Genomic DNA, 12,175 nt, shown 5'->3' on the forward strand with positions numbered 1-12,175 from the left:
ACTTGACGGATGGGCTAATGAGATGTAATTATGCGTGAAGCGTCGGCCGCCTCGTCGTCGTTCGCGTGGACTGACGTCGTCCTCGTGACGATGGGTGTCGTCCTCTTCGGGGCCTTCACCGTCGGGTTCTTCTCGTCGATTCCGCTTCGACTCGCCAGCAGTGTGGGGTCGGTGCTCGCGACGGTGACGTGGCTCGGCTCCGTCGCCGCGAACCCCAGTGCGCGCGGCCGGTAACCCGGCCGACGACGCCCGTGCCGAGCGACGGCGAGCACGCTCACAGGTGTTTATTCTCGTGCACTCGTGACGCCGTCCTCGTGTTCCGTTCGTACGCGCCACAGCAGGCGCTCTTCAATCAGTCTCGAAGAGAGTGGTTGCGGTCGCCAAATCGGCGACCGCGAACCGCCCTGAATTGGTCCCCGCTGACGCTTCGGCCCTCCAAAGCGAAGCGTCATCTACCACAAGCCCCCACGACAACTTAAGCGTGCCGCCAGCGGAACGTGTGTCGTGTTCCCAACACCGCGAATATCTGTCTCTCACACGGCGACACAATCCTGCCGGGCGCACGCCGCCGGTGCGTGTCGGTCCGTCTCACGGGTGTAGACGTCGTCGCGCTCGGACAACGGCCTTTTCTTCGGCCGGTTCCTTCCCAGGGATATGAGTGAGGTTCCGGGTCGAGTGCGGCGGGCCTTCGCCGGCCACAGCGGGTTCGAAGAGGCGGGCGTCGACGAGTACGTCTCGACGGCGACACCGTTCGACGCGCAGGTGCGGGTGGAAACGGCCGACGACGGCCACGTCCGGTTCGCCGTCGAGGTGCGCGTCCCGACGCTCTCGGCCGTCGTCGACGGCGACGTCGCGGACGTCGTCGAAGCGGGCTGGACCGAGACGTTCGAACTCCGGGTCGAGGACGTCGGCGGTGTGACGAAGGTCGACCGCGGCCTCAGCCCCACGGTCCGTCAGCTGGACGAGGAGCTCGTCGTGCGCGTGGAGTACACGGACCTCAACGAACGGCGGGGGGTCGACGACGCGGCCGCGCTCGTGACGTTCGTCGAGGGGACCTACGTGCAGGGAGTCATCCCCGGATACGACTACACCGAGCCGGTGACGTCGCTCATGTCGAGCGCGAAGGACGCGGGCGGGTTCTAGCCTCGCTGGACCGGCTCAGTCCATCGCGATGTACGTCTGGGTGTCCTCGATGCCGTCGACGGCCTGAATCGCGGAGGCGATGTCCTTGACGTCGACGGGCGTCTCGACGTGGACCTTCACGATGAAGTCGACGTCCCCGGCGACGATGTTGGCGTCGACGACGCCGTCGCCGAGGTCGAGTATCTCGCCCTTCAGCCGGTCGGCCTCGCCCGTGTTGGCCTTGACCATGATGTAGGCGGTGACCACCGTCACCCACCCCCGGGGACGGCGGCGACTTCGTCACCGACGAGGAGCTGTCGGACTTCGCCGAGGACCGAGAAATCCGCGAGGACGGCGACGCGGTCGCCGAGTTCCAGCGAGTCGTCGGGGAGCGGGACGCCCATCGGCTCGTCCTTCTTCCCGAACGCGAGGAGGTGGGCCTTCTCCGGCAGGGCGACCTCGCTGAGCGTGTACCCACGCATCGGCGACGCATCCGTCACGGTGAGAAGCACCACCTGCAGGTTCTGTGCGATGTCGGCGATGGCGCGGATAGAGCCGCCGAGCAGGGCGTTCTTAGCCACGACCGCGCCGAGGCGCTCGGGGTAGACGATTTCGTCGACCTCCCCGGCGTACTTCTGGTAGATCTCCTCGCGGTACTCCTCGTCGATGCGCATCACGGTCCGGCAGCCGTAATGCTTCCCGATCATGCACGCCGCGAAGTTGACGTTGAGGTTGCTCGTGAGCGCCCCGAGCGCGTCGGCCTCGTCGACGCCCGCCTCGAGGAGCACGTCCTCGTGTGAGCCGTCCCCGGTGACCACCTCGAACCCGGCCGCCCGGCAGCGTTCCTGTCGGTCCTCGTCGAGTTCGACGACGGTCACGTCGTGACCTTCCTCGATGAGCACGCGTGCGGTCCGAGAGCCGACGCGCCCACCACCTATGATAACGAATCGCATGAGTGTCGATACATCGTACGGCGGCAATAAGGTTGTCCCCGTCTCCGCTTCTGCTCCGGTCACCGTCGCTGTCGCCGTCGGCTCTCGTTCCCGGAGCAGGCGAACACTTTTTGCCCTGTTGTGGAGTATCACATGGCATGGTTCACGCGTTCATCATGGTGAAGACCGGCGCCGGCGAGTCAGAACAGCTCCTGGGGCCCGTTCGGGACCTCGACTCGGTCACGGAGGCGCACATCGTCGCGGGGGCGTACGACATCATTGCCGAGGTGGACGCCGACGAGGTGTACGAGGTGCTGAAGGCGGCCTCGAGCGGGATTCAGGGCTTACAAGGCGTGACCGACACCAAGACGTACATCGCGATGGACGACTGACCGCCCGCTGGCACGCTGTTGCTCAGTCTTCTTCGAGCGGGTGGGTCGCCCGGTACCGGCGGCACTCGGCGCGCTGGTCGTCGAGGTGGGGTGATGGCCCCGCGTAGACGGGGTCGAACAGGTCGTCCGGGCCAGGCGTCTCGACCGCCTCCGCGGCCGCGACTGCCGCCGCGAGTTCCTCGTCGGCCCGCTCGCGCGTCTCCGTGACGAACGCGTCGTCGATGACACCCTCGTCGCGGAGGAACGCCTCGAGCCGGTCGACCGGGTCGCGGGTCCGCCACGCGGGCAGGTCGGACTCCGCCGGCCGGTAGCGGTCGGGGTCGTCGGCGGTCGTGTGCGCGCCCTGGCGGTAGGTGAGCGCCTCGACGAGGACGGGTGACCCCTCGCGGGCCGACGCGAGCGCCTCCGAGACGACTTCGCGGACGGCGAGCGGGTCGTTGCCGTCGACCTGCACGCCCTCGAACCCGTACGCGTCAGCCTTCTCGGCGATGCTCTCCGAGGCTGTCTGGCGCTCGCGGGGGTGGGAGATAGCCCAGCCGTTGTTCTCACAGAAGAAGACGGTGGGTGTCTCGAACACGCCGGCGAAGTTCATCGCCTCGTGGGTGTCGCCCTGACTCGTCGCGCCGTCGCCGAAGCAAACGAGCGCGGCCTCGCCGTTTCCCCGATAGTTCCGCGCCATCCCGAGTCCGACGGCGTGGGGCAACTGACTCGCGATGGGGACCGCCTGCGGGAGGACGGGCAGGTCGTGGTCCGAGTGGAACTCGGGGTGGCCCCGCCGAAAGAGCAGGATGTCGCTCATCGGGACGCCGCGGGCGATTTGAAGCGCGTTCGAGCGGTAGGTGGGGAGGAGCCAGTCGTCGTCGCGCATGGCGTGGGCGGCCCCCACCTGCGCGGCCTCCTGACCACGGAACGGCGGGTAGCCGCTCATCCACCCCCGGCGCTGGAGGGCGAGCGCCCGGTCGTCGAACCGTCGCGTCCGGACCACGTCCCGGTAGGCCGCACGGGCGTCTTCGGGGCCGAGCCACGAGTCGCCGAGCGAGCGGTCGGCGATGAGTCGGTGCATGACCGGCGTTGCCCCGCCGGGCGTATAAATCCAGCCGGGAGTCGGCACGCGAAGTAGGCGCTCCCTACCCGATTCGACCCACCCCGTCGCGGCGGGAGCCTGTTCGTAACTAAGGCGGTCCTTCGCTATCGCCCCACCGAGTATGTCAGCTCCCGACGCGGCTCGCGCTGGTGGTCCCGGACGAGTACACCCCTCCCGGAGGCACGGATGAGCGGACGCCGGGCGCTCGTCGTCGCTGTCGCCGTCGCCGTCGTGGTGTCGGCGACGTCCGTCGGCGCGGTCGCCCTCTCCGGGTCGACGACCGACCTCAACCTCGGGAGCGTCGCGAACGGCGGTTCGAGCGTCGAGGCGGTCGACCACGACGGCGACGGCATCCCGTCGGCGCTCGAAACGTACCACGCGGAACGGACCGTCGCGGACCCCGACGGCGACGGCGTCGACCACCGCTTCGACGTCGACAGCGACGGGGATGGCCTCCTCGACGCCGAGGAAGGGGCGACGGACACCGACGGCGACGGCATCCCCGACTTCCTCGACCTCGACAGCGACCGCGACGGTCTCACCGACGCCCGCGAGCGTGCCCTCGGCACCGACCCGTTCGACCCCGACACGGACGGCGACGGGTCGAACGACCGTGTCGAACAGGGACGGACGGACCCGCTCGACGGACGCGACGGCGGCTACGTCCAGACCGACACGGACGGCGACGGACTCGAAGACGACAGCGAGGTGTCGGCGACGCCTCCGTTGAACCCCGCGAACCCTGACACGGACGGCGACGGACTTCTCGACGGCGACGAGGTCTTCGGCTTCGACGCGAGCGACCCGCTCGCCTTCGACACGGACGGGGACGGTATCTCCGACGGCGTCGAGGTGGCCGCCGGGGCCGACCCGACGAACGACGGCGACGTGCCCGCGACCGCCGACCGGGACGGCGACGGCCTCGACGACGCCTTCGAGACGCTCGTCGGGACGAGCCCCGAACTGGCCGACACCGACGGTGACGGCCTCACGGACGCGGCCGAACTCCGCGGCGGACTGGACCCGCGTGACGCCGCGAACGACCGTCTCAGGGTCGACTGGGACGCCGACGGCCGACCGACGACCGACGAGGTGAGGGCGGGAACCGACCCGTTCGATGCGGCCTCGAACTGAGCGGCTCGAACACGTCTCCGAGCGTGACCGCCGCGTCCGACAAGTCAAAGGTCGCTGCCTCCCTACCGTGGATATGGTCTCGGTCGTGAGCCTCGTACTCCTGGTTGCCGTCCTGGTGGTCAACACCGTCATCGCCGCCGTGATGACGCGCTTCTTCCGCATCCGCCTGAAGACCCGGGCCGGGTCGGTCATCTACGCGTTGCTTCTCATCCCGGTCGCGCTCTTCGTCACCACGATGCTGTTCGGGGCCGTCATCCCGGCGAACCTCGGCGTGAGTGTCCTCCTCGGGTTGTGGATCGGGATGCCCCTCGTCCTCGGGTTCACCATCGACGTGCTGTACGTCCCGCCGCCCGAAGAGATCGAACTGCCGAAGACGACCTGACCGGCCGCCGACGACCCGACCCCTCGCCCTATCGGACCGCCTTCTCGACCGCCCTGACCACGTCTGACGCGACCGCCGCGGGTGACTGTGTGGCGTCGACGCGGACGAACCGACCGTCGTCCTCGCGGATGAGCCGTTCGTAGTTGTCCCGCACGCGCCGGAGGTAGTCGACGTGTTCGAGTTTGTTCGTCGCGCCCGCCCGCTCGGCGGCGGTCTCGGGGTCGACGTCGAGGTAGACGGTGCGGTCGGGGTCGCGCGTGAACGGCGCGTGCACCTCGCGGACGTACGTCAGGGCGTCGTCGACCGCGAGGTGGTCGTACGCGGCGAGCGTGGCGGCCTGGTAGGCGTACCGTGAATCGGCGTACCGGTCGGAGATGACGAGACTGCCCGTCTCGAGTGCGGGGCGGACGACCCGCGCGAGGTGGTCGGCGTGGTCCGCCGTGAAGAGGAAGAGTTCGGCGAGCGGGTCGGCCTCGTCGTCACGAATCGAGCGGAGGACGCTCTCACCGTACCACGAGTCGGTCGGTTCGCAGGTGAACGTTGCCTCGGGGAACTCGTCGCGGAGGTGGCCGAGCACCGTCGTCTTGCCGCTCCCGTCGAGGCCCTCGAGCGTGACGAGCATGGCCTGAGGGCCGCCCCAGCGGCGAATAACCCTGTCGGTCGCCCGCCGCCCACACGCCGCTCGACGCCCGCCGCCCACCGTCCGAATCTCCCAAAACCGAGGCACGGAAGTGGCTCGCTCGCGACAGCTTTACGTCACTACCGCCGCAGGAGGAGGTATGAACGTCCTTGTCGTCGGCGGAAGCGGCTTCATCGGTAGCCATCTGTGTCGTGAACTCAAGGAACGAGGACACAGCGTCACGGCGCTCTCGCGGAGCCCGGGAAACGACGACCTCCCGAAGGGTATCTCGAAGGCGATGGGGAACGTCACCGCGTACGACTCCATGCAGGAGGCGTTCGAGGGCCAAGACGTCGTGGTCAACCTCGTCGCGCTCTCGCCGTTGTTCAAGCCGAGCGGGGGCGACGAGATGCACGATACGGTCCACCGACAGGGGACCGAGAACGTCGTCCGCGCCTGTGAGGAACACGGCGTCTCGCGGCTCGTCCAGATGAGTGCGCTCGGGGCCGACCCCCGGGGAGAGACGGCGTACATCCGCGCGAAGGGGAAGGCCGAGGAGGCCGTGAAGGACTCCTCGCTCGACTGGGTAATCTTCCGTCCCTCCGTCGTGTTCGGCGACGGCGGCGAGTTCGTCTCCTTCACGAAGAAGCTCGCGCCGCCGTATCTCACGCCGCTGCCCGGTGGGGGTAAGACGCGCTTTCAGCCCATCTGGGTCGGTGACCTCGTCCCGATGCTCGCCGACGCCTGCGAGGCCGACGAGCACGTCGGCCAGACCTACGAAATCGGCGGCCCGGACAAGCTGACGCTCGCCGAGGTGGCGAAGCTCGCGCACGGCGCGGCGGGTCGCTCGGTGACGGTCGTGCCCGTCCCGATGGGACTCGCGGGAATCGGCCTCAGCGTCGTCGGGAAGCTCCCCGGCGCGCCGATGGGGGCCGACCAGTACCGTTCGCTGAAGTTCGACAACACGACCAACGACAACGCGGTCGGCGCGTTCGGGGTGAGCGAGACTGACCTCACGAGCCTCGAAGCGTACCTGGCCGCCTGAGACGACGTCACGCAGGGCGTAAACGTCAGGCAGGCCGTAATCGACTCTGCGCGTCCACGCGAGTGTTATCGAACCTGAGAACGACAGGCGTCAGACGGGTGGCATACACCAGTCTGACATTGATATACTCCCGCCTCGTCTTTCGATTCTCGACCGAGTAGTAAACATTCCGACAGTCACAAGGCTTATACCTTGATTCGTGTTGGATTCTACCCAATGACGAGGGAACAGCACAGATGAAACTCGCGATGATCGGTTTCGGCCAGGCGGGTGGCAAAGTCGTCGACAAGTTCCTCGCGTACGACAGGAACAACGACTCGAACATCGTCCGCGCCGCCGTGGCGGTGAACACGGCGAAGGCGGACCTCCTCGGACTCGAGAACATCCCGAAGGACCAGCGCGTGCTCATCGGCCAGTCGCGCGTCAAGGGCCACGGGGTCGGCGCGGACAACGAACTCGGCGCGGAGATCGCCGAGGAAGACATCGACGAGGTACAGGGGGCCATCGACTCCATCCCCGTCCACGAGGTGGACGCCTTCCTCGTCGTCGCCGGCCTCGGTGGCGGGACCGGTTCGGGCGGTTCGCCGGTGCTGGCGAAGCACCTCAAGCGAATCTACACCGAACCCGTCTACGGACTGGGTATCCTCCCCGGCAGCGACGAGGGCGGCATCTACACCCTCAACGCCGCGCGGTCGTTCCAGACGTTCGTCCGCGAGGTGGACAACCTCCTCGTCTTCGACAACGACGCCTGGCGCAAGACCGGCGAGTCGGTCCAGGGCGGCTACGACCAGATCAACAAGGAGATCGTCACGCGCTTCGGCGTGCTGTTCGGTGCCGGCGAGGTGGAGGCGGGCCAGGAGGTCGCCGAGAGCGTCGTCGACTCCTCGGAGATCATCAACACGCTCGCCGGTGGCGGCGTCTCCACCGTCGGCTACGCCTCCGAGGAGGTCGAGCCCACGGGGAAGTCGGGCGGCCTCCTCTCGCGGCTCACCGGCGGCGGCAACGACGCCGACGACGGCCTCGACAGCGCCCACACCACGAACCGTATCACCTCCCTCGTCCGGAAGGCGGCGCTGGGCCGGCTCACCCTCCCCTGTGAGGTCGAGGGGACAGAGCGGGCGCTGCTCGTGGTCGCGGGGCCTCCGGAGCATCTCAACCGGAAGGGAATCGAGCGCGGGCGGAAGTGGATCGAGGAGCAGACCGGTTCGATGGAGGTCCGCGGCGGCGACTACCCCATCAGCAACTCGCGGCAGGTCGCGGCCGTCATCCTCCTGTCGGGTGTGACGAACGTCCCCCGTATCAAGGAGCTCCAGCAGGTCGCCATCGAAGCACAAGACAATCTTGCCGAAATCCGAGAGGAGAGTGACGCGAAGCTCGAAGGCCTAGTGAACGATGACGAAGACGAACTTGAGTCGCTTTTCTAGCCTCCTCCTCGTCCTGTTGGTCCTGTGTTCGGCTGTCGCGCCCGCCGCCGCGCTCACCGTCGGCGACGCGACCGTGCCGGACGAAGCAGCCGTCGGCTCGCAGGTCGAAGCGACGATGACGCTGACCGAGTTGTACCAGAACCCGACGCTGGAGCAGTGGCAGCTCCGCGGCGAGACCGAACTGCGCGACGTGACCTGGTCGGTCAGCTACGTCGACCAGACCGGCGCGACAGTCGGTCGCGAGGAGTTCGACGGGCAGAACTTCACCTCCTCACAGATATCCGCCGCGGACGGCACGGCCGAGGTCCGTATCCGCGTGACGGGGACGGTGCCCCCCGTCGCGTCGTACTCGTACGACCCCGAACAGACGTTCGTGGTGGCGTCGCTGACCCAGGCGCGTGCGGGCGGCAACACGAACGCCATCGACACGTGGGAGTCGCACCACTTCACGTCCGCGAGCGACGGGGCGCGGAACGCCCTCGACGACGCACAGGCCGCCATCGACTCGGCGCGCGAGAACAGTGCGGGCGTCGGCGAGGCCGAGAACACGTTCGAACAGGCCGTGAACGCCTACGAGTCGGAGAACTTCGACCTGGCCACCGAACTCGCGAACGAGGCACGGTCGCAGGCCGAGTCCGCCCAGCAGTCACAGCAGACGCTCACCCTCGCACTGTACGCCGTCGGTGGACTCGTCGTGGTCGCGCTCGTCGTGGGCGGCTTCTTCTACTGGCGCTCACAGCAGGACACCCACGACCCGCTCGGGTAGATGCGCGTCGTCGTTCCCTTCGACGCGACGACCCCGAAGACGCGGCTCGCCCCCGTTCTGGACGCCGACGAACGCGACGCGTTCGCACGCTGTATGCTCCGTGACGTGCTCGCCGCCGCTGCGCCGCTGGGTTCGGTCGAGGTCGTCGCGACGAGCCCCGTCGATGTCGACGCGTCCGCGAGCGTCCGCGTCGACGACGCTCCCCTCTCCGCCGTGGTCGACCGCGCCGTCGCGGAGACCGTCGGCGCGGAGGGGGCCGAACGCCACCCGCTCGTCGTGGTGATGGCCGACCTCGCGCTCGCAACCCCGGACGCGCTGACCCGCCTCGTCGACACCGACGGAGACGTCGTGCTCGTCCCCGGGCGGGGCGTGGGGACGAACGCGCTCGTGGTCCGGACGCCCGACTTCCGGACCGACTTCCACGGCACCTCCTACCTGGACCACCGGGAGGCGGCCGCCGCCGTCGGGACGGTCGGGACCGTCGACTCGTTCCGGCTGTCGACCGACGTCGACGAGCCCGCGGACCTCGTCGAGGCGTTCGTCCACGGCGGGGCGTCCACGAGGGAGTGGCTCGCGTCGCGGTTCGAACTCGTGGTCGGCGACGACGAGGGCCGCGTCCGCCTCAGCCGTCGGTGAGACGGCCACGCCGGTTCGTCGATTCTGCCGGTTCGTCGACCCCGCAGCTTATATTCCACTACGACCGAGGCCCGCGTATGTTCCCCGGTGCGGACGCGTACGACATCGCCCTCGACGTCGACGAGGAGGCGGTCGACCGGCTGCTCGACGTGAGGCCCGCCGACGTCGGCCCCGCGCCCGCGCTCACGTTCGCACGGAACGTCTTCGTTCCGCTGACGACAGCGTGTCGCTACACCTGTACGTACTGTACCTACTACGACGTCCCCGGGCAGGCGTCGCTCATGTCGCCCGCGGCGGTCGAAGACGTCCTGCGCACGGGTGCCGACGCCGGCTGTACGGAGGCGCTCTTCACCTTCGGCGACAAACCCGACGCGCGGTACGAGGCCATCCACGACCAGCTAGACGAGTGGGGTCACGACTCCATCCTCGACTACCTCTTCGAGGTGTGCGAACTCGCACTCGACGTGGGCCTCCTCCCGCACTCGAACCCCGGCGACCTCACCGAAGCGGAGTTCGAGCGCCTGCGGGAGGTGAACGCCTCCATGGGCGTCATGCTAGAGACGACGGCCGACGTCGACGCCCACGCCGGCAGTCGACGGAAGACGCCCGGCCAGCGGCTCAACACCATCCGCGCGGCCGGCCGGGCCGGCGTCCCGTTCACCACTGGACTGCTCGTCGGTATCGGCGAGACATGGCGCGACCGCGCCGAGTCGTTGCTGGCGATTCGAGACTTCCACGAGCGGTACGGCCACGTCCAGGAGGTCATCGTCCAGAACGTCGTCCCGAACGAGCGCTCGTCGTTCGAGCGCCCCCCGGTCGAGACGATGCGCCGCGTCGTGTCGATGGCACGCGTCGCCCTCCCCGACGAGGTGTCGGTGCAGGTGCCCCCGAACCTCTCGCCGACGTCGGCCCTCGTAGACTGCGGCGTCGACGACCTCGGCGGCGTCTCCCCCGTGACGGACGACTACATCAACCCCGACTACTCGTGGCCCGCACTCCGCGAACTGGAGGACCTCGCGGACGGGGCCGGCGTCCCGCTTCGAGAGCGACTCCCAGTGTACGAACGGTACCTCTCGGGAGACCAGTGGGTCTCCGACCGCATCCGCGACGCCATCGCCGCGGAGACCGACGCGGGCGCGCGATATCGGGCGTGTCTCTCGGACGAGCCCGTCACGTGAACTCACTCCTCTCGGGGGAGCGTCACCGTCACGACGTTCCCTCGCGAGCCGTTCCGTGTGAACGACAGCGTCCCGTTCGACCGTCTGATGGCCCAGTCGGCGAGCCACAGCCCGAGTCCCGTCCCGTGATGGAGCGGGTCGATCAACTGCTCGCCGGTGAGCGTCGCGACCTCCATCTCGGGAATCGGCGGGCCGTCGTCGACGATTCGGACACACACCGTCTCTTCGTGGGACTCGACGCGCAGTTCGACGAGCGGCGCGTCGCGGCTGTTGTGAACGACCGCGTTCTGGACTAGTTCGGCGAACGCCCGTTCGAGGCTGTCGACGGCACGGACCGGAGCCCGGTCAGGGAGCGCCGCGTCGAACCGGGCACACGGGTGCCGTTCGGCCGCCGCGGCGAGTACCTGCCGCGCGACCGCTGCGACGTCGACCGTTCCCAGAGGTGGACTGTCGGTGACGACGTCGACGAGTTCTTGTTGCTTGTCGGTCATCGACTGCAGCCGCTCTGCCGCGCGGAGGATGCGCGTCGCCGCCGACTGGTTCGGCTCGTCGACCGCGCCCGTGAGTCGCTCGGCCCAGCCGTGGACGACGTTGATCTCGTTCCGGAGGGTGTGTCGAACCAGGTGGGTGAGCGCCGTGAGCTGTCGCTCGCGCTCCTTGCGCTCGGTAATCTCCCGGGCGACCCCGAGGAGCCCGACGACCTCGCCGTGTTCGTCCCGAAGCGGGACCTTCGTGGTGAGGAACCACCGACCCGACGAGGGGAAAAACTCCACCTCGTCGACGACAGCCCCGCCCGTCTCGAGCACCTGTACGTCGTCGAGATACGAGCCGAGCGCCTCCTCGAACGGGACGACGCCGTCGACGTCACGTCGGCCGCGGAACGCGTCGCCGGACGCGTGGAGGCGCTCTTCGACGGGGCCCTCGGTGACGTGTGTGATTCGGCCTTCCCTGTCCTTGACGAAGACGTGCAACGGAAGGTTCTCGAACAGTTGGTCGAAGACGCTCGCCTTCCAGTCGCTGTGGCTCCAGCCGGGAGGCGGGAGACGCCCGCCGGGCTCTGAGCGGCGGGCGTCGGCTGTTGTGGCGCGAAGCGCATCACACAGGTCGGCAGCCGCCACGGCCGATCCGTCGTCGACCACCCGAGCCGCGAAGTCGTCTCTGAGCGCACCGGCGGGGACACGCCCGTCCGTTACCTCGACGAACAGGACGACGGGCACGCCGGGGCACCGTTCGAGCACCCGGTCGAGCACGTCCGTCGCCGCGCCGTCAGGCAGGTCGTCTCGGCAGACGACACAGTCGACCCGGGGGCCGCTGCCGAGCGCGTCGACCAGTTCGGCCACGGAGGTCACGACGAGCGTCTCGAAGACGGACGCCGCGTGGAGGGCGTCGACGACCCTGTCCCGTCCGGCGTGCCGGACGACGGCGAGTACGCGTACCGCGTCGGGGTCCTCGGGGTCCATT

At 68.6% G+C, this 12,175-nt stretch carries 15 protein-coding genes; 10 read left to right on the top strand and 5 right to left on the bottom strand.

The window, feature by feature from the left end:
* The first annotated feature begins 30 nt into the window (after window positions 1-30).
* Window positions 31-234 (top strand): DUF8015 family protein, encoded by a 204-nt coding sequence (locus E6N53_RS06820; protein ID WP_136589571.1) that lies wholly within the window; start codon window positions 31-33, stop codon window positions 232-234.
* Window positions 235-654: 420 nt separating this feature from the next.
* Entirely contained in the window at window positions 655-1,143 is a 489-nt protein-coding gene (locus E6N53_RS06825; RefSeq protein ID WP_136589570.1) for a DUF5813 family protein, read from the top strand.
* A gap of 15 nt (window positions 1,144-1,158) precedes the next feature.
* On the opposite strand, the gene E6N53_RS06830 is transcribed toward E6N53_RS06825, so the two are convergent.
* Both E6N53_RS06830 and E6N53_RS06835 read right to left on the bottom strand, forming a co-directional pair.
* Window positions 1,159-1,389: an Lrp/AsnC ligand binding domain-containing protein gene (locus E6N53_RS06830; RefSeq protein ID WP_142857945.1), complete on the bottom strand. Its 231-nt coding sequence runs from the start codon at window positions 1,387-1,389 to the stop codon at window positions 1,159-1,161.
* Between the two features lie 2 nt (window positions 1,390-1,391).
* Window positions 1,392-2,075, bottom strand: coding sequence for a potassium channel family protein (locus tag E6N53_RS06835; protein WP_142857947.1), 684 nt, complete (start codon window positions 2,073-2,075; stop codon window positions 1,392-1,394).
* Between the two features lie 137 nt (window positions 2,076-2,212).
* On the opposite strand from E6N53_RS06835, the gene E6N53_RS06840 reads away from it, so the two are divergent.
* The gene (locus E6N53_RS06840; RefSeq protein WP_136589567.1) at window positions 2,213-2,446 is read left to right on the top strand and encodes an Lrp/AsnC ligand binding domain-containing protein; all 234 of its coding nucleotides are present in this window, start codon (window positions 2,213-2,215) and stop codon (window positions 2,444-2,446) included.
* Between the two features lie 22 nt (window positions 2,447-2,468).
* Here E6N53_RS06840 and E6N53_RS06845 read toward each other — a convergent pair whose 3' ends face one another.
* Window positions 2,469-3,509 carry a thiamine pyrophosphate-dependent enzyme gene (locus tag E6N53_RS06845; RefSeq protein WP_142857950.1) on the bottom strand — a complete coding sequence of 347 codons (1,041 nt, stop codon included), beginning with the start codon at window positions 3,507-3,509 and terminating at the stop codon, window positions 2,469-2,471.
* Between the two features lie 207 nt (window positions 3,510-3,716).
* On the opposite strand from E6N53_RS06845, the gene E6N53_RS06850 reads away from it, so the two are divergent.
* On the top strand, window positions 3,717-4,664 hold the full coding sequence (locus tag E6N53_RS06850; RefSeq protein ID WP_142857953.1) for a hypothetical protein: 948 nt from the start codon (window positions 3,717-3,719) through the stop codon (window positions 4,662-4,664).
* Between the two features lie 73 nt (window positions 4,665-4,737).
* Window positions 4,738-5,046, top strand: coding sequence for a DUF7991 family protein (locus E6N53_RS06855; RefSeq protein WP_136589564.1), 309 nt, complete (start codon window positions 4,738-4,740; stop codon window positions 5,044-5,046).
* A gap of 28 nt (window positions 5,047-5,074) precedes the next feature.
* On the opposite strand, the gene tmk is transcribed toward E6N53_RS06855, so the two are convergent.
* Window positions 5,075-5,668 carry a dTMP kinase gene (gene tmk, locus E6N53_RS06860; RefSeq protein WP_142857955.1) on the bottom strand — a complete coding sequence of 198 codons (594 nt, stop codon included), beginning with the start codon at window positions 5,666-5,668 and terminating at the stop codon, window positions 5,075-5,077.
* A 157-nt stretch (window positions 5,669-5,825) separates the two neighbouring features.
* Here tmk and E6N53_RS06865 point away from each other — a divergent pair, with 157 nt between their 5' ends.
* From E6N53_RS06865 to cofG, 5 genes are all read left to right on the top strand, one after another.
* On the top strand, window positions 5,826-6,710 hold the full coding sequence (locus E6N53_RS06865) for a complex I NDUFA9 subunit family protein (protein ID WP_136589562.1): 885 nt from the start codon (window positions 5,826-5,828) through the stop codon (window positions 6,708-6,710).
* A gap of 236 nt (window positions 6,711-6,946) precedes the next feature.
* Window positions 6,947-8,134, top strand: a complete 1,188-nt coding sequence (locus tag E6N53_RS06870) for a tubulin/FtsZ family protein (protein WP_201741092.1) — start codon at window positions 6,947-6,949, stop codon at window positions 8,132-8,134.
* Window positions 8,103-8,900, top strand: coding sequence for a hypothetical protein (locus E6N53_RS06875; protein WP_142857957.1), 798 nt, complete (start codon window positions 8,103-8,105; stop codon window positions 8,898-8,900). The genes E6N53_RS06870 and E6N53_RS06875 overlap by 32 nt, the downstream gene beginning before the upstream one ends.
* Window positions 8,901-9,536: a 2-phospho-L-lactate guanylyltransferase gene (cofC, locus tag E6N53_RS06880; RefSeq protein ID WP_142857960.1), complete on the top strand. Its 636-nt coding sequence runs from the start codon at window positions 8,901-8,903 to the stop codon at window positions 9,534-9,536.
* A 77-nt stretch (window positions 9,537-9,613) separates the two neighbouring features.
* A complete protein-coding gene (gene cofG, locus E6N53_RS06885; RefSeq protein ID WP_142857962.1) occupies window positions 9,614-10,714 on the top strand; it encodes a 7,8-didemethyl-8-hydroxy-5-deazariboflavin synthase subunit CofG in 1,101 nt (366 codons plus the stop codon).
* A 2-nt stretch (window positions 10,715-10,716) separates the two neighbouring features.
* Here the strand turns inward: cofG and E6N53_RS06890 are convergent, their stop codons facing one another.
* Entirely contained in the window at window positions 10,717-12,174 is a 1,458-nt protein-coding gene (locus E6N53_RS06890) for a sensor histidine kinase (RefSeq protein WP_142857964.1), read from the bottom strand.
* Between the last annotated feature and the right edge of the window lies 1 nt (window position 12,175).

Origin of the sequence: Salinigranum halophilum (assembly GCF_007004735.1) — an archaeon.
Lineage (GTDB): Archaea > Halobacteriota > Halobacteria > Halobacteriales > Haloferacaceae > Salinigranum > Salinigranum halophilum.

Excerpts from the sequence above, each read along its gene's own strand:
- E6N53_RS06875 (WP_142857957.1), top strand. The coding sequence starts at position 8,103 with ATGACGAAGACGAACTTGAGTCGCTTTTCTAGCCTCCTCCTCGTCCTG.
- E6N53_RS06870 (WP_201741092.1), top strand. The coding sequence starts at position 6,947 with ATGAAACTCGCGATGATCGGTTTCGGCCAGGCGGGTGGCAAAGTCGTC.
- E6N53_RS06835 (WP_142857947.1), bottom strand. The coding sequence starts at position 2,075 with ATGCGATTCGTTATCATAGGTGGTGGGCGCGTCGGCTCTCGGACCGCA.
- E6N53_RS06890 (WP_142857964.1), bottom strand. The coding sequence starts at position 12,174 with ATGGACCCCGAGGACCCCGACGCGGTACGCGTACTCGCCGTCGTCCGG.
- E6N53_RS06865 (WP_136589562.1), top strand. The coding sequence starts at position 5,826 with ATGAACGTCCTTGTCGTCGGCGGAAGCGGCTTCATCGGTAGCCATCTG.
- E6N53_RS06850 (WP_142857953.1), top strand. The coding sequence starts at position 3,717 with ATGAGCGGACGCCGGGCGCTCGTCGTCGCTGTCGCCGTCGCCGTCGTG.
- E6N53_RS06820 (WP_136589571.1), top strand. The coding sequence starts at position 31 with ATGCGTGAAGCGTCGGCCGCCTCGTCGTCGTTCGCGTGGACTGACGTC.
- E6N53_RS06855 (WP_136589564.1), top strand. The coding sequence starts at position 4,738 with ATGGTCTCGGTCGTGAGCCTCGTACTCCTGGTTGCCGTCCTGGTGGTC.
- E6N53_RS06845 (WP_142857950.1), bottom strand. The coding sequence starts at position 3,509 with ATGCACCGACTCATCGCCGACCGCTCGCTCGGCGACTCGTGGCTCGGC.
- cofG (WP_142857962.1), top strand. The coding sequence starts at position 9,614 with ATGTTCCCCGGTGCGGACGCGTACGACATCGCCCTCGACGTCGACGAG.
- E6N53_RS06840 (WP_136589567.1), top strand. The coding sequence starts at position 2,213 with ATGGTTCACGCGTTCATCATGGTGAAGACCGGCGCCGGCGAGTCAGAA.
- tmk (WP_142857955.1), bottom strand. The coding sequence starts at position 5,668 with ATGCTCGTCACGCTCGAGGGCCTCGACGGGAGCGGCAAGACGACGGTG.
- cofC (WP_142857960.1), top strand. The coding sequence starts at position 8,901 with ATGCGCGTCGTCGTTCCCTTCGACGCGACGACCCCGAAGACGCGGCTC.
- E6N53_RS06825 (WP_136589570.1), top strand. The coding sequence starts at position 655 with ATGAGTGAGGTTCCGGGTCGAGTGCGGCGGGCCTTCGCCGGCCACAGC.